This is a genomic window from Kribbella sp. NPDC050820 (assembly GCF_040653975.1).
In the GTDB taxonomy this organism is placed as follows: Bacteria; Actinomycetota; Actinomycetes; order Propionibacteriales; family Kribbellaceae; genus Kribbella.
Genome location: NZ_JBFAHB010000032.1, coordinates 21,410 through 40,389, shown reverse-complemented (window position 1 = coordinate 40,389; position 18,980 = coordinate 21,410). Strand labels below are relative to the sequence as shown.

Sequence of the window (18,980 nt, the reverse complement as noted above, 5' to 3'; positions counted from 1 at the left end):
GTGGGGGTCGGAATGCCTGCAATGATCGCACTGCGGCGCTTCGGCGCGATGGTGCTCACCCTGGTGATCAGCTCGTTCGTGATCTTCGCCGGCATGTACGCGGCGCCCGGGGACCCGGTGTCGTTCCTGATCGGGAACCCGGAGAACATGACACCGGAGCGGATCGCCGCGGTGCGGGCCGAGTACCACCTCGACGACCCGTTCGTCACCCAGTACCTGACCTGGGCGAAGGACCTGCTGCACGGCGACTTCGGGACCTCGATGGTCTACCAGCAACCGGTCACGACGCTGCTCGGCAGCCGGTTGCCGGTGACGCTGTCCCTGGTCGTGTACGCGTCGGTGCTGTTCATCGTGATCGGCGTGCTGCTCGGGATCTGGTCGGCGCTGCGCCGCGGGACCGCCGTGGACGCGCTGATCACCGGCGTGACGACGTTCGCCACCTCGATCCCGAACTTCGTCGTCGCGGTGGTGCTGATCTCGGTGTTCGCGGTGAAGCTGCGCTGGTTCGCGGTGTCGGGTCCGGGCGAGGGGTTCCTCGGCCGGATCCACCACCTGACCCTGCCCGCGATCGCGCTGTCCCTCGGCGCGGTCGCGGTGGTCAGCCGCGTCACCCGGCAGACGATGGTCGAGCAGCAGAGCCTCGACCACGTCGAGGCCGCCCGCAGCTACGGCCTGGACCAGCGCAGGACAGTGGTCCGGCACGTACTGCGGAACTCGCTCGGCCCGATAGTCACGATGTGCGGCCTGATCGTGGCCGGCATGCTGGCCGGCACCGTCGTGGTCGAAGGCGTCTTCGGCCTGAACGGCATCGGCAGCCTGCTGGTCGAGGCGATCAACACGCACGACTTCCCGGTGGTGCAGGCGATCCTGCTCTACATGGTGATCGCGTACATGGCGGTCACGGTCATCGTCGACCTGCTCTACCCGTTGCTCGACGCCCGCGTTCTGGCCAGGAGTGCCGCATGACTGCCACCGCCGTACTGACCGATGTGACCGGCGTACGCCGCAAGCACGAGTGGCCGTTCTACCTGAGCGCCGGCGTGCTCGTGGTCGCCGTGCTCGCGGCCGCGTTCGCTCCGTGGGTGGCGCCGTACGACCCGGCGAAGACCGACTTCGGCGCGATCTGGCAGCCGGCCAGTGCCGAGCACTGGCTCGGGACCGACCAGCTCGGCCGGGACCTGCTGTCCCGGATCATCCACGGCGCCCGGCCCAGCCTGCTCGGGGCGATCGCGCTGCTGGCCGTGGCGACCGTGCTCGGCGTGCTGATCGGTGTCACAGCCGCCTGGAAACGTGGGTGGGTCGACACCGCGCTGAGCCGGATCACGGACGTGATGTTCGCGTTCCCGGGCCTGCTGTTCGTCGTGCTGTGCATCGCGGTGTTCGACCGCGGTGAGCTGACCTCGGTGCTCGGTTTGGCGCTCGCCTACGCACCGGCGATCGCCAAGTTCACCCGGTCGATCGCGCTCGAGGAGATCGCCCGGCCGTACGTCGACGCGTACCGGCTGCAGGGGGTCGGCGGGTTCTTCCTGTGCCTGCGCTACCTGCTGCCGAACCTGTTGCCGACGCTGGTCGGGTACCTCGTGGTGCTGTTCGGGGAGGGACTGATGAGTCTCGCGTCGCTGAACTTCCTCGGCTTCGGCTCCCAGCCGCCGAGCTCGGAGTGGGGCCTGATGGTCCAGGAAGGCCGGACCGGAGTCATCCAGGGCATCGTCGGCCCGGCGCTGGTCCCCGGTCTGACGATCGCGATCGTGGTCGTCGCGACCAACGTGGTCGGCGTCCGGCTCTCCGACAAGCTGGCGGTGCGCCGATGAGCCTCCTGCAGATCGATGACCTGAAGGTCGGCGTCCGCACGACCGAGATCCTGCGTGGCATCTCGCTGTCCGTCGACGCCGGCGAAACCGTCGGGCTGGTGGGGGAGTCGGGCTCCGGCAAGTCCACCACGGCCCGGGCGGCGTTGAAGCTCTTCCCGGACCGGGCCGTCACCTCCGGTTCGGTCATGGTCGGCGACACCGACGTACTGTCGTGCGCACCGGCCGAGGTCCAGCAGGTCCGGGCACATCAGGCCGCGATGATCTTCCAGGCGCCGCGCACCGCCCTCAATCCGGTCCGGCGGATCGGCGACTCGGCGACCGAACGGCTCGTCCAGGTGCACGGCGTACGCAAGAACGTTGCGCGCGGCAAGATCGTCGAGCTGTTCGGCGAGGTCGGCTTGCGGGACCCCGAGCGGCTGCTGCGGCTGTACCCGCACCAGTTGTCCGGCGGCATGCTGCAGCGGGTGGTGATCGCGGCCGCGCTGAGCATCGACCCGCGGTTGCTGCTGGCCGACGAGGCGACGAGTGCGCTGGATGTGACCACGCAGGCCGAGGTGCTGGCGCTGCTGAAGCGACTGCGGGCGGAGCGGGATCTCGGGGTGCTGTTCATCACCCACGACCTGCACCTGGCCGGCGCGTACTGCGATCGCGTCTACGTGATGAAGGACGGCCTGATCGTCGATCACCAGCCCGGCGCGACGATCTTCGAGAACCCGTCCAACGACTACACCCGGGCGCTGGCGGACGCCGTACCGAAGCTGCCCGAGCGTGCGGAGGTGCCGTCATGAGCCTGCTCCAGGTGCAGAACCTCGGCAAGACGTACGGCGGGCGTCGCGGAGCGGCCCCGACCGTCGCGGCCAAGGACATCAGCTTCAGCGTCGAGGCCGGTGGATCGCTCGGAGTGGTCGGCGAGTCCGGCTCCGGCAAGACGACGGTCGCACGGATGCTGGTCGGCCTGACCGCGCCGGACTCCGGCAGCGTCACGATCGACGGTGTCGAGATCCATCGGTCCGGACGCGGGCGGGTCGCCCGGTTGCAGCGTGCCCGCGCGATCCAGATGGTCTTCCAGGACCCGTACACATCACTCGACCGGCGGCTGACCGTCGAGGGCTGCCTTCGCGACGTCCTGCGCCGGCACCGGCCGGACGCGCCCACCGACGAGGTCAACCAGCTGCTCGACCAGGTGGGACTCGACCAACGACTGCTGGCCTCCAGACCCCATGAGCTCAGTGGTGGCCAGCGGCAACGAGTCGCGATCGCCCGGGCGCTCGCCGTACGCCCGAAGGTCCTCGTCCTCGACGAGGCGGTCTCCGCCCTGGACGTCTCGGTCCAGGCCAAGATCCTTGCCCTGCTCAACGAGATCCGCGCCTCCTCCGGGATCGCGCTGGTCTTCGTCAGCCACGATCTCGCCGTGGTCGGGGAGGTCACCGACCGGATCGTCGTGATGTACCGCGGCGCGGACGTCGAGCAGGACGACACCGGCGCACTGCTGCGCCGGCCCCGGCACCCCTACACCCAGATGCTGCTCTCCTCCGCCCCCGGACCCGGCTGGCAGCCGGAGCGGGTCGGCGAGCTGAGAGCCGCGTTCGCACTCACCGAAGGACGTCCATGACACACACCTCGACCTTCTACCAGCGCGGGGCGACGCCGATCTTCGCGTCCCAGGCCGACCCCCGGCTGCACTACTGCCTGTACGTGCCGCAGCAGCTGGCCGACGACGACCGCGCCCCGCTGGTGGTTGTCCAGCACGGTACGGCGCGATCGGCGGCCAACTACCGCACTCAGCTGAAGGATTTCGCCGAGGAGCAGGGCGCGGTCATCCTGACCCCGATCTTCCCGGCCGGGCTGGTCGACCCGACCGACCTGCACAACTTCAAGTTCATCGAGTACCAGGGGATCCGGTTCGACCGGATGCTGCTGTCGATCGTGGACGAGGTCGCGGACCGGTTCCCGGTCGGCGCGGAGAAGTTCTACCTGCACGGGTTCTCCGGCGGCGGGCAGTTCACGCACCGGTTCCTCTACCTGCACCCGGACCGGCTCGCCGCCGCCTCGATCGGCGCGCCGGGCCGGATCACCCAGCTCGACGACACCCTGCCCTGGTGGCTGGGGACGAAGGGCTTCGAGGAGAAGTTCGGCCAGCCGATCGACGTGGGCGCGTTGCGCCGGGTGCCGATTCAGCTCGTGGTCGGCTCCGAGGATGTCGAGACCTGGGAGATCATGAACCGCGGCGAGTCCAACTGGATGGACGGCGCCGAGCTCACCGGCACCACCCGGATCGAGCGGCTGCGCACCCTGGAGAAGAACTACCGCTCGCACGGTCTCGACGTCACCTTCGACGTCGTACCCGGCGCTGCCCACTCCGGCCGCAAGATCCTCCCGACGGTGGAACGCTTCTTCACCGAGCAGCTCAAGAACCGGTGAGTCCCAGGTAGGTGAGGACGGCGAGGACGCGGCGGTTGCTGCTGTCGTCGTCGTGGATGCCGAGCTTGCCGAACAGCGAGGTCGTGTGTTTGCTGATGGCGCTCTCGCTGAGGAACAGCCGGCGGCCGATGGCCTGGTTGGACAGGCCCTCGGCCATCAGGGCGAGGACCGCGTTCTCGCGTTCGGTCAGCTTGTCCGTCGGCTGGTTCGAGCTGGACATCAGTTTGGTGATGACCGCCGGATCCATCGCGGTCCCGCCCGCGGCGACCCGTTCCAGTGCGTCGACGAACTGGTCGGCCTCGAACACACTCTCCTTGAGCAGGTACCCGACACCGGCAGCGCCGCCGGCGAGGAGCTCACGGGCATAGAGCTGCTCGACGTGCTGCGAGAGGATCAGGACCGGCAGCCCAGGCACCTCGCGGCGCGCGGCCAGCGCAGCCTTCAGGCCCTCGTCGGACTGGGTCGGCGGCATTCGTACGTCGATGACGGAGACGTCCGGTCGCCATTTCAGCAGCGCGGCGAGCGTCTCCGGACCGGTAGCCGCGGTCGCCACGACCTCATGCCCGTACGCCTCGATGAGACGGACCATCCCATCGCGCAGAAGGTAGAGGTCTTCGGCTACAACGATTCGCATGGCACCGTCATCCTCGCACGGGTCGGCCCGCCGGCCGGGCTGGTCAGGTCCAGGGTGCCGTCGAACGCGGCGAGCCGCCGCCGCAACCCGTCCAGTCCACCCGCGGCGTCGACCCTCGCGCCGCCCTGGCCGTCGTCCTCGACCCGGACCACGATCGCGGTCTCGCCGCGCGTGATGGAGATCTGTGCCCGCGACGCGTGCGCGTGCTTGACCGCATTGGTGAGCAGCTCGGCGATACCGAAGTACAGCGCGGACTCGATCGGCGGATCCAGGGTCAGCGGCCCGTCGGCATCGACCGTCGTCTCGAGTGGGCAGTCCATCGCGAGTGCGCGGACTGCGTCGACCAGACCGCGCTCGTTCAGCACCGGCGGGTTGATCCCGCGGACGAGTTCGCGCAGTTCGGACAACGAGGTGGCGGCGCCGACTCGCGCCTCCCGCAACAGCGCCTTGGCCTGGTCGGGGTTCGTCTCCATCAGCTTCTCCGCGGTGGCCAGGGAGAGGCCGAGGGCGACGAGGCGCGCCTGCGCTCCGTCGTGCAGGTCCCGCTCGATCCGCCGGATCTCGGCCGCCTGCGCCACCGTCGTGTCCGCCCGCTGCGCAGTCAACTCGTCGACTCGCTGCGCCAGCGCCATCGACGCCGACGGACGCAGAAACCGTACGGCGACCGGCGCGAACGGACGCCACGCGTACGGCGAAGTCGCGATCGCCACGACCAGTCCGGCAACCCCGAGCGCCGGCATCGATCCCACGAAGCCGAGGACGGCGACCACCACGCCGGCGGGTGGGATGGCAGCGACCAGGCCGGCAGCGAACGGTGCGATCGCCACGAACCGCAGGTCCCGCCAGTTGGCCGGGTCCTTGAACCGCAGCCGCAGCTCCTGGTCCTCACGAGCCTCCTTGCTGGTCCGCGAGTAAGACGTGCCGTTCCACCAGAACCCGGTCGACAGCTGCGTGATCGGTCCGACTTCCAGGTAGCCGCCCGGGAGCGCGGTGCCCGTCCACCTCGCGACGAGGGCACGTGCCATCCGGCAGACCGGGCGGGCGAGGGCCAGCGTGGCGACGCCGGCGACGACGAACAACGGGATCCAGGACCAGGGATTGCCCGCCCACCAGACGGCCACCGTCCCGGCGATCGCCCACACGACCGGGACCAGCATGGTCACGACCGTGACGGCGCACGCCCGGACGAATCCCACGCTGACTCTCGTTGCCCACGACATCGGAAACCTCTTCTCGCCACGACTGGTGATTTCACTGTGCACCACCCGGCCGGCGAATCCGGCCGAATCGGCCCAGGAGTGGGTCCAGCCCCACCATCCCTACGCCCAACCACACTCCGGACAGACGTCAGCCGCTGTGCCCGGGTGGGCAACAGCGGCTGACGGTGTCTTCGAGCGCCTGAAGAAGAGGGGGCAGGTCAGGCGGCCTGCAGCTCGCGGGTGCGGTTCTTCTGCGCCCAGACGGCCCGGCGCAGTTTCGCCTTGTCCGGATAGCCGGCGGCTCGGCCGATCACGTAGACGTCGTGGCTGCGCATGTTGACCATTCCGGCGACGAACCAGACCGGGCTGCCCTCGGCCAGCATGGTGATGATCAGGTTGGTGGTGGCGGTGTCGGTGGTGGCGGTAGCGGTGGTGTTCATTCTGACCCTCTCCTTTGGTCGCTCTCACTGATACGTCGGACCAGATCCGCCGGATTCGACAACCTCGCCAGAACTTTTTTCGGCTACTTTTGGGCCGGTGACGATCACGCCCAGCGATCCGTACGCCGGCTACTCCGCCCTCCGCTCCAGCGGGCCCGTCCACCGGATCGCCGGACCGGACGGCAGCCCTTCCTGGCTGGTCACCCGGTACGACGACGTCCGCCAAGCGCTCGCGGACCCGAGACTGTCCGTGGACCGGCGGCACGCGCTGCCCGGCAACTACCGCGGCCTCAATCTCCCGCCCGCCCTAGACGCCAACCTCCTGAACATGGACCCGCCCGACCACACCCGGATCCGCGCGCTGGTCACCAAGGCCTTCACCCCGGGCCGCGTCGAAGCGCTCGCCGAACCGATCCGCCGTACGGCGGACGCCCTGCTCGAGCCCGTGGTCCGCCGGGGACAGGCCGACCTGGTCGCCGAGTACGCCGCTCCGCTGCCGATCACCGTGATCTGCGAGCTGCTCGGCGTACCGGAAGGCGTCCGGACCGACTTCCGCGCCTGGACCGACGCCATGCTCGCGCCACCGCGCCCGGAAGACGCGCGGAACGCGATCGGGGCGATGCTGACCTTCTTCGCAGGTCTGATCGCCGGCAAGCGAGCGGTGCCCGGCGACGACCTGATCACCGACCTGATCGCGGCCCGGGACCACGGCGACCGGCTCAGCGACGACGAACTGACGTCACTGGTCTTCCTGATCCTGTTCGCCGGCTACGAGAACGTCGTCCACCTGATCGGCAACGCGACCCTCGCGCTGCTCACGGATCGACCGTTGTGGGAGCGGCTGCAGTCGGATCGCTCGCTGCTGCCCGCAGCGGTCGACGAGCTGATGCGCTACGACGGTCCGGCGCCCCTCGCGATCCGGCGCTTCCCGGTCGAGGACGTGGAGATCGGCGGGGTGGTGATCCCGGCCGGCGAGACCGTCCTCCTCGGTCTCTCCTCGGCCAACCGCGACCCGGACCGTTTCCCCGACCCGGACCACGTCGACCTCGACCGCAGTACTCGCGGCCACCTCGCGCTGGGCCACGGCATCCACCACTGCCTGGGTGCTCCGCTCGCACGGCTCGAAACCACGATCGCGCTCGAAGCGCTGCTCGATCACACCCCGGACCTGAGCCTCGCCGCCGCGCCGGAGGACCTGGTGTGGCGCGACTCGATCCGCACCCGCGGGCTCCGAGCTCTGCCCGTCGCCTGCAGTTGAGGTCCAGTCCGGAATCCCTTGTCCTGCAGGGAAAACAGAGCGCCCCGATCAGTGACCGGGGCGCTTGTCCGTGTGGGTCCCGGGGGGAGTGGGACCACCACACGTTGGGGGGGACTTGAACCGTATCCCGGTCGCGGGGTCATGTTCGAACCAAACCGGCACGTCGCACCGGGCGATTTCGCCGAACGGCCCGAAACCTGCGGTCAACGGCCTACGCGGCGCTTGTACAACCACGTCGCGAGTGTTACCGAGAACAGGAGCAGACCGGTACACCAGGCCAGTGCGATCCAGCCGTTGTTCCCCATCGGGGTCCCGATCAGGAAGCCGCGCACGGTCTCGATCACCGGCGTGATCGGCTGGTGCTCGCTGATCGGCCGCAGCCACGACGGCATCGTCTCGGGCTGCACGAACGCACTGCTCAGGTACGGCAGGAACAGCATGAAGAAGCTCAGCGTGCTGGCCGACTCGACCGACTTCGCGATCACGCCGAGACCGGCCGCGAGCCAGGAGAGCGCGAGGACGTACAGCAGCAGAAGCCCGATCGCGGCCAGCCAGTCGCCGAGGCCGGCAACCGGCCGGAAACCCATAGCCAATGAGGCGAGGATGACGATCGCCGTTGACACGGAGTTACGTGCGATACTCGCAGTCACATGCCCGGTCAGCACGGCGAAGCTGCGGATAGGTAGCGACCGCAGTCGGTCGATCATCCCGCTGGTCATGTCGTCGGCGACCGCCATCGCCGTGTTGGACGCGCCGTACCCGGTGGTCAGCAGCAGGATCCCCGGGACCACGTAGTTGATGTACTCCGTGCCGGTGTTGATCGCGCCGCCGAACACGTAGACGAACAGCGCCATCATCAGCATCGGCAGCAGGATCGACACGAACAGCGTGTCCACGTTGCGCCGCATCAGCCGCACCGAGCGGTCGATCATCGTGACCACGTCGGACACCGCGGCCGCGGCTCCTTGATGTGACATCTCAACCCCTCCTCACGCCGTCAGGGCCAGGAACACGTCGTCCAGCGTCGGCCGGTGCGACGACACTCGCTCCGGCTGCACCCCGTTGTCCCGCAACACGTCCAGCACGTGGTGCAGGTGCGCCGCCGAACCGTCCGACGGCAGGCTCACCACCAACTGATCAACCAGCACGCCATCGGTCCCACTCCAGTCACCGGCGCCGTCCGGCGCCTCGGCCCGGAGCAGCCCGGTTGCCTTCAGCAACTGCACGTCGTCCGCGAAGCGGAGCTCGATCCGCTCGCCGCCGAGCTGCGCCTTGAGCGCGTCGGCGGTGCCGGTGGCGACGATCCGGCCCTTGTCGAGCAGCACGATCCGGTCGGCCAGCCGGTCCGCCTCCTCCAGGTACTGCGTGGTCAGCAGGATCGTGGTCCCCTCGCGGACCAACTCCCCGATCGCGTCCCACATCGTCGACCGGCTGGCCGGGTCGAGCCCGGTGGTCGGCTCGTCCAGGAAGATCACCCGCGGCTGCGCGATCAGGCTCATCGCCAGGTCGAGTCGCCGCCGCATCCCGCCGGAGTACGTCTTCACCCGCCGGTCCATCGCGTCGGTCAGCCCGAACCGCTCGAGCAGTTCCGCGGTACGGCGTCGCGCGGCCGGCCGGCCGAGATGCATCAGCCGGCCGACCATCACCAGGTTCTCCCGGCCGGTCTGGTTCTCGTCGACCGCGGCGTACTGCCCGGTCAGGCTGATCACGCCGCGGACCTGGGCCGGCTCGCGCAGGACGTCGTACCCGGCGATGGTGGCGTGGCCGGCGTCCGGCCTGGTCAGCGTGGTCAGGATCCGCACGGTCGTGGTCTTGCCGGCGCCGTTCGGCCCGAGCAGGGCGAGCACCGATCCCTCCCGGACGTGCAGGTCGACCCCGGTCAGCACCTCGGTCGCGCCGTACGACTTCCGGAGCCCGGTTGCCTCGACGATCATCGTCCCCTCCTACTGCGTATCGAGTACGCTAAATAGCGTAGCAGGTACGCTATATGCCCGCGCAACCCCTAGACTGAGGCGGTGGAAATGAGTGAGTTGCCGTCCGACGTGGCCCTGATGTGGCGGTTGCGGGAGGGCAGTCGGCGGGGGCCGAAGCCGTCCCTGACCGTCGAGGACATCACCCGGTCGGCGATCGAGCTCGCCGACGCCGAGGGGCTGGCCGCGGTCTCGATGGCGCGGGTCGCCGAGCGGCTCGGCAACTCGACGATGGCGCTCTATCGGCACGTGAAGAGCAAGGACGAGCTCCTGGTGCTGATGTCGGACGCCGCGCTCGAACGCCCCGAGCCAATGCCGGAAGGGATCGACTGGCGGACCGCTCTGACGTTCTGGGCGGAAGGCGTGATGGTCGCGATCCGCAAGCACCGGTGGTACTCGAAGCTGCCGATCTCCGGCCCGCCCGCCGGGCCGAACAACCTCGCCTGGTTCGACGCCGCGCTCGGCGCGCTCCAGGACACCGGCCTGCCCGAAGAGGCCAAGGTCGGCGTCGTGATGGGCCTGATGACCTACGTGCACGGCGAGATCCGGTTGTCTCTCGACCTGGCCGCCGGGTTCGCCGACAACCCGTCCGCCTTCAGCACGTACGGCGCGGTCCTGGCTCGGGTCGTCGATTCCCGCCAGCTACCAGCACTGGCCCGGGTCCTGGACGCCGGCGTCTTCGACACCGTAGGCGCCTTCGACGAAGAGTCGGACGAGGACTTCGACTTCGGTCTGCAGCTCTACCTGGACGGCGTGGAGCGCTTCATCGAGCGGGTCTGTCAGGGCAGCTGAACGATCGCATCCGCGGAGTGCGCGGTGGCCGCGATCCGGCGGGCGTTGCGCTCGTCGGTTCCGTAGGTGCGGGCGTGGGCTTCTTCGGGGGAGCGGCCGAACGCGCGGTGGCGGGCTTCGAGCCGGTCGTGCCGCAGTTGCTCAGGCACCTCGACGTACCAGCACTGGTCGAGCAGCGTCCGGATGGTTGCCCACGGCATCTCGTCGAGCAGCAGGTAGTTGCCTTCCGTCACGACCAACGTGACCTCCGGCGCGACACCGATGCTCGCGGCGATCGAGTCCTCGATTCCACGGTCGAACCGCGGCGCCCAGAGCTGCTCGTCCGGGGACTGCTTCAGTCTGGTGAGCATGGCGACGAACCCGGCCCCGTCGAAGGTGTGCGGCGCGCCCTTCACCTCGGCGAGCCCGAGCTCCTCCAGCACGGACTGCGCCAAGTGATACCCGTCCATGGGCACGAGCGCGACCTTGTGCCCGTCGGCGACCAGCTTCGCCGTCAGCTGCTCGGCGTACGTCGACTTCCCGGCCGCCGGCGCCCCGGTGATCCCAAGAATCGCCCGCTGCCCCTGCGTGGCCAGACCGACAGCGCGCTCATACGCGGCGGCCGGGTCGAGAGTCTGCACCCGACGATCCTAGGCGAGGTAGCCGTCCGGGCGGATCAGGAACTCGTCGCCGTCCTTGGCGTGGTAGTGGGCGAACGCTTCGGGTGATGTGTAGCTTGCTGCTCCGACCTGGACACCGGTGGAGGTGAAGCGGAGCCGGGTTTCGTGTGGGCCCCGGAAGAGGTCGAAGAGGCGGAGCTTGTTGCCCTGGGCATCCACCAGAGGTGCGTCGGGAGCGCGGTCGCCGGGGGCGATCGGGCGGGTGTCGGCCGGGTCGCGGTAGGAGACGTCGAGCTGGCGGGTGTTCTCGCCGCGTTCCATCGCGCTCTCGTCACCGTCGACGTGCTTCTGTAGCAGCTCCTCGCTGATCCCGAGCACTCGCAGCGCGTTGCGACGCCGTTCGTTCTCGTACGACGCCAGCACCTCTTCCCGTCCGTCGGCCAGCTTCCAGCCGAGGTTGTACGCGTCCTGGACGCCCGTGTTCAGGCCCTGGCCGCCGGTCGGCGGGTGGACGTGGGCGGCGTCGCCGGCGATGAATACGCGTCCGACCCGGAACCTCGCGGCCAGCCGAACGTTCGGTCGCCACACCGTCGACCACGTCAGGTCGCGGAGCTTCGCCACGCCCGGACCGGCGTACTCGTCGACTCGTTGCTGCAGCGTCTCGATCGTCGGGTCGGCCTCGTCGTGGTCCAGCGGTGCGCCGAACTGGAACTGGTCGCCGCCGGCCAGCGGGGTCAGCGCGATCCCGGCCATCGGATTGTCCCGCTTCGCGAACCAGTAGCCGAACTGGTGGTCGAGCCCGTCCGCGGCGACGTCGCCGAGCAGCATCCGGATCGACTCGTCCGTCGTCCCCTCGAACGCGATCCCGAGGTGCTTGCGGACGAAGCTCCGGCCGCCGTCCGCGCCGACCAGGTACTGCGTGTTGACCGTCTCGCCGGTCGACAGTTCGGCTCGCACGCTGTCGTCGTACTGGGTGAACCCGACGATCGCGGTGCCGAGCTCGACGTGGACGCCGTACTCCTGGAGTTTGTCGCGGAGGATCTGCTCGGTGCGGGACTGGCCGAGCATCCACGCGTTCGGGTACGGGACGTCCGGGGTCGGCTCGAGGATCGGGGCCATCCGGCGCTCATCGGCCAGTGTCCCGTCGAGGTACACGCGCATCAGCGGTAGCGACCGGCCTTGGCTCAGTACCTCGTCGATGACGCCGAGGTCGTCGAAGACCTCCAGGGTCCGTGGCTGGAGCCCGTCGCCCCGCGAGCCGTTGAAGTACTCCGTCGCCTTGTCGATCAGGCGTACGGCGATCCCGCGCCGGGCCAGGTCGATCGCCAGGGTGAGCCCGGTCGGGCCGGCGCCTGCCACCAGAACAGTCATCTCTTGTCTCCTTTGGGTGAATCATGATTCAGTGAATCCAGATTCACTATGAACTTGGCTAGGGTTCGGTGTCAAGGAGGTTCTGGTGACGGACACGGTGAACCGCCGCGAACGGGCGGCCGGGACCGAGGCGGCGCTGAAGCAGGCGGCCCGGGAGGTGTTCGCCGAGCGCGGGTACCTGAACACGAAGATCACCGACATCACCGCGGCCGCAGGCCGGGCGACGGGATCCTTCTACAACCACTTCGCCGGCAAGGAAGAGCTTCTCGAGGCACTCCTGAAGGACATGCTCGCTTCGGCTGATGACGCCGTCCTCGACGACTCCGATCACGATCCGGACTTCAGCAAGATCTCGTCGATCCGCTGGCACGTCGCGGCGTTCTGGCGGTTCTACCGCGCTCACCTGCCGGAGATGGTCGCGGTGAAACAGGCCTCGATGGTCGACCCGGAGCTGGGCCGTCGGCTACAGCGGATCATGGCCGACGACGACCAGCACATGATCGAGCACTTCTCCCACCTGCCCAACCCGCCGGCCGATCCCCTGGTCGCGATCTCGGCAATGAACGCCCTGATGGAAGGCTTCGCCTACACCTGGCTCGTCGTGAATCCGTCGGACGGCCGGACGATCTCCGACGAGGCCGCCATCGACACTCTGACCAACCTGCTGCACCACGGACTGACTGGTTAGTCCTCGGGCGGGGGTGGCTCTTCGGCCCCTTCGCGCTCGTCGCGGTCCGCCCATTGCAGGAGTGTGTCGAGGGAGTAGGCGGTGTCGTCGATCGTCTCGTGCAGGTCGCCGAGCTCGGCGAACCGGGCCGGCACCGTCTCGATCGTGAACGCCTTCGGGTCCACGTCGTCGATCTCGTCCCACCGGATCGGCGTCGACACGGTCCCTTCCGGGTTCCCGCGGACCGAGTACGCACTCGCGATCGTGTGGTCCCGTGCGTTCTGGTTGTAGTCGACGAAGAGCTTCTTCGGATCGCGATCCTTCCGCCACCACGTCGTCGTCACGTCGTCCGGCGCCCGCCGCTCGACCTCCCGCGCGAACGCCAACGCGGCCCGCCGTACGTCGGAGAACCCGTGCTCCGGCGTCACCCGAACGTAGATGTGGATGCCGGATCCACCAGATGTCTTCGGATAACCCACGACCCCGAGGTCGTCCAGAACCTCGTGTACGACGTGCGCCACCTGGCGGACCCGGTCGAACGGGCACTCCGGCATCGGGTCGAGGTCGATCCGCCACTCGTCCGGCTTCTCGGTGTCGGCGCGACGGGAGTTCCACGGGTGGAACTCGACCGTCGACATCTGCACCGCCCACGCCACGTGCGCGACCTCGGTGACGCACAGCTCGTCCGCCGTACGGTTGTAGCGCGGGAATTTCACCCGCACGGTCTCCATCCACGGCGGCGCCCCGTGCGGCAAGCGCTTCTGGTGCACCTTCTCGCCGGATACGCCCTCAGGGAACCGGTGCAGCATGCACGGCCGCTCCTTCAGCGCCCGCACGATCCCGTCGCCGACGGACAGGTAGTACTTGACCAGATCCAGCTTCGTCTCCCCGCGCGCCGGGAAGTACACCCGGTCCGGATTGGAGATCCGCACCATGCGCTCGCCCACCTCCAGCTCGACCGCCGGAGTCTTCGACTTCCCCGCCTTGGACTCAGCCATGTGGCCAACCTAACCGCCGCGGGGGACAACCGGCAGCAACTACGCCAGCCGGGTCAGCCAGCCACGCTCGTCGGGGACTCGGCCGTACTGGAGGTCGAGCAGGGCGGAGCGGATCGACCGGGTGACCGGGCCGACGCCGTGATCCACCGAGTGGTCGCCGATGGTGAGATCGCCGTCGGGCCAGGCCAGCCGGCCGATCGGGGTGATCACGGCAGCGGTGCCGGAGGCAAAGACCTCGGTGATCTCGCCGCTGCGGACGCCGTCCTTCCACTCGTCCGCGGACACCTGGCGCTCCTCGACCTTGTGCCCGAGGTCGGCGGCGAGCTCGAGCACCGAGGCCCGGGTGACGCCTTCGAGGATCGAGCCGGACAACTCGGGCGTCACGATGCGGCCGTCGGCGTAGACGAAGAACATGTTCATGCTGCCGATCTCCTCGAGCCACTTGTGCTCGACGGCATCGACGAAGGCGACCTGCTCGCAGTTGTTCGCGACCGCTTCGGCCAGCCCGGCCAGGCTGGCGGCGTAGTTCCCGCCGCACTTGGCGGCGCCGGTGCCGCCTGGCGTCGCACGGATCGTGGAGGTCGTCAGCCAGATCGACACCGGCTTGGGGCCGGTGTCGAAGTACGGGCCGGCCGGCGAGGCGATGACGCCGAACAGCACCTCACGGGCCGGTCGCACGCTCAGCGCCGCCTCGGTGGCGATCATGTAGGGCCGCAGGTACAGACTGGTCTCGCCGCTGTCGGCCGCGGGAACCCACGGCTCGTCGACGGTCACCAGCGCCCGCAGCGCCGAGACGAACTCGTCCTCTGGCACCTGCGGCAGCGCCAGCCGCGCTGCGCTCGTAGTGAACCGAGCGGCGTTGCGGTCCGGCCGGAACGCCCACACCGATCCGTCCGGGTGCCGATAGGCCTTGAGCCCTTCGAAGATCTCCTGCGAGTAGTGCAGTACGGCGGCAGCCGGGCTCACGGTGAGCGGTGCGTACGCGGTCACCTTCTGGTCATGCCAGCCACGGTCGACCGTCCAGTTGGCCACCACCATGTGGTCCGTGAACGTCTGCCCGAACGCCGGCTTTGCCAGCACTGCAGTGCGTGCGTCCGCGCTGGCCGGATCGTGTCGCACCTCAACCGCAAAGTCCCAGGTCTCACTCACCTCCGGCACGTTACCCCTGCCACTGGAGTGCGCTCGACCCAGTGCCCACTCTGCGGCCATCGAGGTACACCTGCCGCCTCAGCACCTCCTGCAGATCCCACGCCGCCGCCAGCCCGGGCTCCTGCTCGCGTACGACGTCCAGCACGCGCTGAGCAGTGTCGTACAAGTAATAGGTGTGCCACTCGTCCGGCAACTCCACCAACACCCGCAGCGCCAGCGCCACACTCGCGGCGACCTCGCCGTCCACAGCAAGACACTCGGCCAGCCCGAGCTCCACTCCGGCACGTTCGCCGAGCCACGTTTCCGGGCACTCCTCCAATGCTCGTCCCAGCAGCACACAACCGGCGCCGCCATACCCGAGGCGGGCGCAGATCCGCCCCTCGGCCCAACGCACTTGGTATGACGCCCAGTCAGCCGGCCAAGCGTCCGTCGCCCCGGTCGCCGGCACCACGTCCGCAACACTCAGGAGCTCCTGAAGAGCGCGGTGTGCCTCGGCGCCGCGCCCCAGCTCGGCGAGCACCTGCGCTCGCGCCGCATGCGCCTGCAAGACGCAGCCCGGTGTCTGCCGCCCGAGAGTCAGGGCCTCTTCGGCGAGGTCGAGCAGTTGAGGCAGTGGTCGCCGCTCCGCGAGCCCGCTGACTGCCTCCAGCGCACGCACCGAACTGCGGACGGATGGCTCGGCATAGCTGTCCGCAGCGGCTCGGGCTGTCAGCCACCAGCGCTTGGCCGCGTGTGTCTGCCCGAGCCCGGTCAGCGTCAGCGCGATGAGCGCAGTCAGTCGCGCGACCTGGGTCGGCATGCTCGCCGGCAGCGCGCGGAGATCCATGATCAACTCCGGCAGCAGACATCCAGGCGGAACACCGCGGAAGTCCCCGGCCTCGGCAGCCGGATCAACGATGCCGAAGGACAGCACGAGCTCGTGCCAAGCCGCCTGCAGCGGATCCGCTGCCACCAGCGACTCGGCCGGCTGCGGCCGGGCCCGGCCCTGCTCGAACGCAGCGATCAGCCGGCTCCCAGTGCCGAGCTCGCGATCACAGAGCCGTGCCAAGTCGGCAGAGCCGGGGCGCTGTCCGCGCTCCACCTGCGACAGGTAGCTGTGGTCGTAGCCGACCCGGCCGGCCAGTTGGCGCAGACTCAAGCCGACTGCCTGCCTGCACTGCCTCAACTGCGCGCCGAACGCTGCCTCAGCCACAGGACCACCCCCGTTTGCACTTCGAGCTCATGTGGTGCGTGCCAAGACAGTACAAGCCCACGCCGACAAAAAGCTGCCAGAACCCTTGTAGGCAAGGACATGTGGGCTGTGGGCTGTTCACACAGCCCACAGCCCACACCTGTTGTGAACAGCAGCCGCTGGGCAAGAGTGCAGGAGTGAACACGACGCAGCGGCCCCCTCGCCTCTTCCGACTGGTCCGCCACGTCCACGCCTCCGGCATCCGCGCCACAGGCACCCTCGCCGAAGGCGTCCAGTGGTCCGACGGAACCGTGGCCCTGAGATGGCGCGGCCGCTGGCCCAACACCTCCACCTGGGACGGCGGCATCGAAGCCCTCCTGGCCGCCCACGGCAACGGCGGCCGCACCCAGGTCCATTGGTTCCCGAGCACCCCACAGCCGGTGCCCAGCCGGGCCGGGCCTGTCGCCAGTCGTCCGACGCCGAGCGCCGTACAGGTCAGCCCACTCTGGCTGCCGGCCCCTACACCAGACGGCTGCTGCGCTCGCTGCGGCCAGCCGTGGCCGTGCCCTGGACTGTGTCCGTGAAAGCTGATCGCTGCCCGGCCTCCGCTAACTCGGTTCAGTGTGCGGGTCCCGACAGCGTCGGGAAGCCGACAGCGGTGGCGCATTGACCTGGAAGTTAAGGAGCGTCTCTACTTAATGAACTCCAACCGCCCCGGGAGGTCCGCTCATGCGTTCACGGTGCCTTGCTGTCGTGCTCGGTCTGGTTCTGCTGCTCGTCGGTGGGACACAGACTGCGCAGGCGGCGAACGTCCTGACCAATCCGGGCTTCGAGACCGGGTCACTGAGCGGGTGGACGTGCTCTGGCGGGTCTGTCGTCAGCAGCCCGGTGCGAAGCGGCGGCTATGCGCTCAACGGGGCGGTGTCGAGTTCGGACTACGCACAGTGCAGCCAGACCGTGTCATTGCAGCCCAGTACGGCGTACACGTTGTCGGGCTGGGTGCGTGGGTCGTACGTCTATCTGGGCGTCACAGGCGGCGCGTCGACCTGGACGCCGGCTGCTTCGAGCTACACGCAGCTGAGCGTTTCGTTCACGACTGGGGCAAGTCAGACGTCGGTGCAGGTGTATGTGCATGGCTGGTACGGGCAACCGGCGTACCAGGCGGATGACATCAGCCTCGATGGTCCTGGTGGCAACCCGTCCGGTCCTGGCGTTCCCGGGTCGCCTTCCGTCACCGGTACGACGAACAGCAGCATCTCGCTGAGTTGGGGCGCTTCCAGTGGCACCGTCACGGGCTACCGGGTGTACGAAGGCTCCAACGTCGTCCAGACCGTCACTGGTACGACGGCGACCGTCAGCGGACTCGGGACGTGCACGAGTCACACCTACTCGGTTGCGGCGTACAACGGCACTGGTGAGTCGGCCAAGTCCGCAGCAGTGACAGGTACGACGGGAGGCTGCACGAGCACGGGGTTGCCCAAGCACGCGCTGATCGGTTACCTGCACGCGAGCTTCGCCAACGGGTCGGGGTACGTGCGGATGGCCGACGTGCCGGCGGAGTGGAACATCATCAACCTGGCCTTCGGTGAGCCGACGTCGGTGACGTCCGGAGACATCCGGTTCAACCGCTGCCCGGTCGCGGAGTGCCCGAACGTGGAGAGCGAGGCGGAGTTCGTCAGCGCGATCCGGGCCAAGCAGGCGGCCGGGAAGAAGGTGCTGATCTCGATCGGCGGCGCCAACGGGCAGGTGCAGCTGACCACGGCTGCGGCCCGGGATGCGTTCGTCAGTTCGGTCAGCGCGATCATCGACCGCTACGGCCTCGACGGGCTGGACATCGACTTCGAAGGACACTCGCTGTACCTGAACGCGGGCGACACCGACTTCCGCAACCCGACCACACCGGTGATCGTCAACCTGATTTCGGCGCTGAAGTCGCTCAAGGCGAAGTACAGCGCGAACTTCGTGCTGACGATGGCGCCGGAGACGTTCTTCGTGCAGGTCGGGTACCAGTTCTACGGCGGTGCGGGCGGCGGCGACAACCGGACCGGGTCCTACCTGCCGGTCATCCATGCGCTGCGCGACGCGCTGACCGTGCTGCACGTCCAGGACTACAACTCCGGTCCTGTGATGGGGCTGGACAACCAGTACCACACCATGGGCGGCGCGGACTTCCACATCGCAATGACCGACATGATCAAGGCCGGTTTCCCGGTCGCGAACACCGGTCAGACGTTCCCAGGACTCCGGCAGGACCAGATCGCCTTCGGACTGCCGGCAGCGGTCAGCGCAGGCAACGGCTACACCGCCCCGGCAGCCGTGCACCAAGCGCTCGACTGCCTGGTCAAGGGCCAGAACTGCGGCGGCTACAGCCTCCGTGGCGGGGCCTCGCCGGCCTTCCGCGGGCTGATGACGTGGTCGATCAACTGGGACCGGTACTACGGCTGGGAGTTCAAGAACAGTCACGCGCCGTACCTCGCCGCGCTGCCCTGAGGTTTCCCGC

The 18,980-nt window shown here is 68.7% G+C and carries 19 protein-coding genes; 9 read left to right on the top strand and 10 right to left on the bottom strand.

Translation table 11 applies throughout. The features are described 5' to 3' along the window. Nucleotides 1-12: 12 nt before the first annotated feature. From AB0H36_RS25460 to AB0H36_RS25440, 5 genes are read left to right on the top strand one after another with little or no spacing between them, the layout of a single operon-like run. Nucleotides 13-966 carry an ABC transporter permease gene (locus AB0H36_RS25460; RefSeq protein ID WP_360528183.1) on the top strand — a complete coding sequence of 318 codons (954 nt, stop codon included), beginning with the start codon at nt 13-15 and terminating at the stop codon, nt 964-966. Continuing rightward, a complete protein-coding gene (locus tag AB0H36_RS25455) occupies nt 963-1,811 on the top strand; it encodes an ABC transporter permease (protein WP_360528180.1) in 849 nt (282 codons plus the stop codon). Before AB0H36_RS25460 ends, AB0H36_RS25455 begins: the two co-directional genes overlap by 4 nt. Beyond that, entirely contained in the window at nt 1,808-2,599 is a 792-nt protein-coding gene (locus AB0H36_RS25450) for an ABC transporter ATP-binding protein (protein ID WP_360528177.1), read from the top strand. Before AB0H36_RS25455 ends, AB0H36_RS25450 begins: the two co-directional genes overlap by 4 nt. After that, entirely contained in the window at nt 2,596-3,423 is an 828-nt protein-coding gene (locus tag AB0H36_RS25445; RefSeq protein WP_360528174.1) for an ABC transporter ATP-binding protein, read from the top strand. Before AB0H36_RS25450 ends, AB0H36_RS25445 begins: the two co-directional genes overlap by 4 nt. After that, entirely contained in the window at nt 3,420-4,232 is an 813-nt protein-coding gene (locus AB0H36_RS25440; RefSeq protein ID WP_360528171.1) for a PHB depolymerase family esterase, read from the top strand. The genes AB0H36_RS25445 and AB0H36_RS25440 overlap by 4 nt, the downstream gene beginning before the upstream one ends. Here the strand turns inward: AB0H36_RS25440 and AB0H36_RS25435 are convergent. The 3 genes from AB0H36_RS25435 to AB0H36_RS25425 form a co-directional block, all read right to left on the bottom strand. Then, a complete protein-coding gene (locus AB0H36_RS25435) occupies nt 4,219-4,866 on the bottom strand; it encodes a response regulator transcription factor (RefSeq protein WP_360528168.1) in 648 nt (215 codons plus the stop codon). The genes AB0H36_RS25440 and AB0H36_RS25435 overlap by 14 nt on opposite strands. After that, complete coding sequence (locus tag AB0H36_RS25430; RefSeq protein ID WP_360528165.1) at nt 4,851-6,062, bottom strand: histidine kinase; 1,212 nt, start codon at nt 6,060-6,062, stop codon at nt 4,851-4,853. Before AB0H36_RS25430 ends, AB0H36_RS25435 begins: the two co-directional genes overlap by 16 nt. Nucleotides 6,063-6,283: 221 nt before the next feature. Further along, nucleotides 6,284-6,505 carry a hypothetical protein gene (locus tag AB0H36_RS25425; protein ID WP_360528162.1) on the bottom strand — a complete coding sequence of 74 codons (222 nt, stop codon included), beginning with the start codon at nt 6,503-6,505 and terminating at the stop codon, nt 6,284-6,286. 97 nt (nt 6,506-6,602) lie between these two features. On the opposite strand from AB0H36_RS25425, the gene AB0H36_RS25420 reads away from it, so the two are divergent. Further along, nucleotides 6,603-7,763 carry a cytochrome P450 gene (locus AB0H36_RS25420; RefSeq protein WP_360528159.1) on the top strand — a complete coding sequence of 387 codons (1,161 nt, stop codon included), beginning with the start codon at nt 6,603-6,605 and terminating at the stop codon, nt 7,761-7,763. A gap of 203 nt (nt 7,764-7,966) precedes the next feature. Here AB0H36_RS25420 and AB0H36_RS25415 read toward each other — a convergent pair whose 3' ends face one another. Together AB0H36_RS25415 and AB0H36_RS25410 are read right to left on the bottom strand one after the other, a co-directional pair. Next, on the bottom strand, nt 7,967-8,740 hold the full coding sequence (locus tag AB0H36_RS25415) for an ABC transporter permease (RefSeq protein ID WP_360528156.1): 774 nt from the start codon (nt 8,738-8,740) through the stop codon (nt 7,967-7,969). A 12-nt stretch (nt 8,741-8,752) separates the two neighbouring features. Further along, a complete protein-coding gene (locus tag AB0H36_RS25410; protein ID WP_360528152.1) occupies nt 8,753-9,697 on the bottom strand; it encodes an ATP-binding cassette domain-containing protein in 945 nt (314 codons plus the stop codon). Between the two features lie 87 nt (nt 9,698-9,784). Here AB0H36_RS25410 and AB0H36_RS25405 point away from each other — a divergent pair, with 87 nt between their 5' ends. Further along, nucleotides 9,785-10,525 (top strand): TetR/AcrR family transcriptional regulator, encoded by a 741-nt coding sequence (locus tag AB0H36_RS25405; RefSeq protein ID WP_360528149.1) that lies wholly within the window; start codon nt 9,785-9,787, stop codon nt 10,523-10,525. Here the strand turns inward: AB0H36_RS25405 and AB0H36_RS25400 are convergent. Together AB0H36_RS25400 and AB0H36_RS25395 are read right to left on the bottom strand one after the other, a co-directional pair. Then, nucleotides 10,513-11,145 carry a nucleoside/nucleotide kinase family protein gene (locus AB0H36_RS25400; RefSeq protein WP_360528146.1) on the bottom strand — a complete coding sequence of 211 codons (633 nt, stop codon included), beginning with the start codon at nt 11,143-11,145 and terminating at the stop codon, nt 10,513-10,515. The genes AB0H36_RS25405 and AB0H36_RS25400 overlap by 13 nt on opposite strands. Nucleotides 11,146-11,154: 9 nt before the next feature. Continuing rightward, the gene (locus AB0H36_RS25395; protein ID WP_360528143.1) at nt 11,155-12,495 is read right to left on the bottom strand and encodes an FAD-dependent monooxygenase; all 1,341 of its coding nucleotides are present in this window, start codon (nt 12,493-12,495) and stop codon (nt 11,155-11,157) included. Between the two features lie 85 nt (nt 12,496-12,580). Between AB0H36_RS25395 and AB0H36_RS25390 the strand changes: the two genes are divergently transcribed. Next, the gene (locus tag AB0H36_RS25390) at nt 12,581-13,183 is read left to right on the top strand and encodes a TetR/AcrR family transcriptional regulator (protein WP_360528140.1); all 603 of its coding nucleotides are present in this window, start codon (nt 12,581-12,583) and stop codon (nt 13,181-13,183) included. Here the strand turns inward: AB0H36_RS25390 and ligD are convergent. Genes ligD through AB0H36_RS25375 form a run of 3 tightly spaced genes read right to left on the bottom strand, consistent with a single transcriptional unit; the run spans nt 13,180 to nt 16,501 of the window. Continuing rightward, nucleotides 13,180-14,160, bottom strand: a complete 981-nt coding sequence (ligD, locus tag AB0H36_RS25385; protein WP_360528137.1) for a non-homologous end-joining DNA ligase — start codon at nt 14,158-14,160, stop codon at nt 13,180-13,182. The genes AB0H36_RS25390 and ligD overlap by 4 nt on opposite strands. Before the next feature lie 39 nt (nt 14,161-14,199). Then, entirely contained in the window at nt 14,200-15,309 is a 1,110-nt protein-coding gene (locus AB0H36_RS25380; protein ID WP_360528134.1) for a branched-chain amino acid aminotransferase, read from the bottom strand. A 10-nt stretch (nt 15,310-15,319) separates the two neighbouring features. After that, nucleotides 15,320-16,501 carry a helix-turn-helix transcriptional regulator gene (locus AB0H36_RS25375; RefSeq protein ID WP_360528130.1) on the bottom strand — a complete coding sequence of 394 codons (1,182 nt, stop codon included), beginning with the start codon at nt 16,499-16,501 and terminating at the stop codon, nt 15,320-15,322. 708 nt (nt 16,502-17,209) lie between these two features. On the opposite strand from AB0H36_RS25375, the gene AB0H36_RS25370 reads away from it, so the two are divergent. Beyond that, the gene (locus AB0H36_RS25370) at nt 17,210-18,970 is read left to right on the top strand and encodes a glycosyl hydrolase family 18 protein (protein ID WP_360528127.1); all 1,761 of its coding nucleotides are present in this window, start codon (nt 17,210-17,212) and stop codon (nt 18,968-18,970) included. Nucleotides 18,971-18,980: the final 10 nt, after the last annotated feature.

Excerpts from the sequence above, each read along its gene's own strand:
- AB0H36_RS25460 (WP_360528183.1), top strand. The coding sequence starts at position 13 with ATGCCTGCAATGATCGCACTGCGGCGCTTCGGCGCGATGGTGCTCACC.
- AB0H36_RS25415 (WP_360528156.1), bottom strand. The coding sequence starts at position 8,740 with ATGTCACATCAAGGAGCCGCGGCCGCGGTGTCCGACGTGGTCACGATG.
- AB0H36_RS25450 (WP_360528177.1), top strand. The coding sequence starts at position 1,808 with ATGAGCCTCCTGCAGATCGATGACCTGAAGGTCGGCGTCCGCACGACC.
- AB0H36_RS25410 (WP_360528152.1), bottom strand. The coding sequence starts at position 9,697 with ATGATCGTCGAGGCAACCGGGCTCCGGAAGTCGTACGGCGCGACCGAG.
- AB0H36_RS25405 (WP_360528149.1), top strand. The coding sequence starts at position 9,785 with ATGAGTGAGTTGCCGTCCGACGTGGCCCTGATGTGGCGGTTGCGGGAG.
- ligD (WP_360528137.1), bottom strand. The coding sequence starts at position 14,160 with ATGGCTGAGTCCAAGGCGGGGAAGTCGAAGACTCCGGCGGTCGAGCTG.
- AB0H36_RS25425 (WP_360528162.1), bottom strand. The coding sequence starts at position 6,505 with ATGAACACCACCGCTACCGCCACCACCGACACCGCCACCACCAACCTG.
- AB0H36_RS25435 (WP_360528168.1), bottom strand. The coding sequence starts at position 4,866 with ATGCGAATCGTTGTAGCCGAAGACCTCTACCTTCTGCGCGATGGGATG.
- AB0H36_RS25370 (WP_360528127.1), top strand. The coding sequence starts at position 17,210 with ATGCGTTCACGGTGCCTTGCTGTCGTGCTCGGTCTGGTTCTGCTGCTC.
- AB0H36_RS25455 (WP_360528180.1), top strand. The coding sequence starts at position 963 with ATGACTGCCACCGCCGTACTGACCGATGTGACCGGCGTACGCCGCAAG.
- AB0H36_RS25395 (WP_360528143.1), bottom strand. The coding sequence starts at position 12,495 with ATGACTGTTCTGGTGGCAGGCGCCGGCCCGACCGGGCTCACCCTGGCG.
- AB0H36_RS25440 (WP_360528171.1), top strand. The coding sequence starts at position 3,420 with ATGACACACACCTCGACCTTCTACCAGCGCGGGGCGACGCCGATCTTC.
- AB0H36_RS25445 (WP_360528174.1), top strand. The coding sequence starts at position 2,596 with ATGAGCCTGCTCCAGGTGCAGAACCTCGGCAAGACGTACGGCGGGCGT.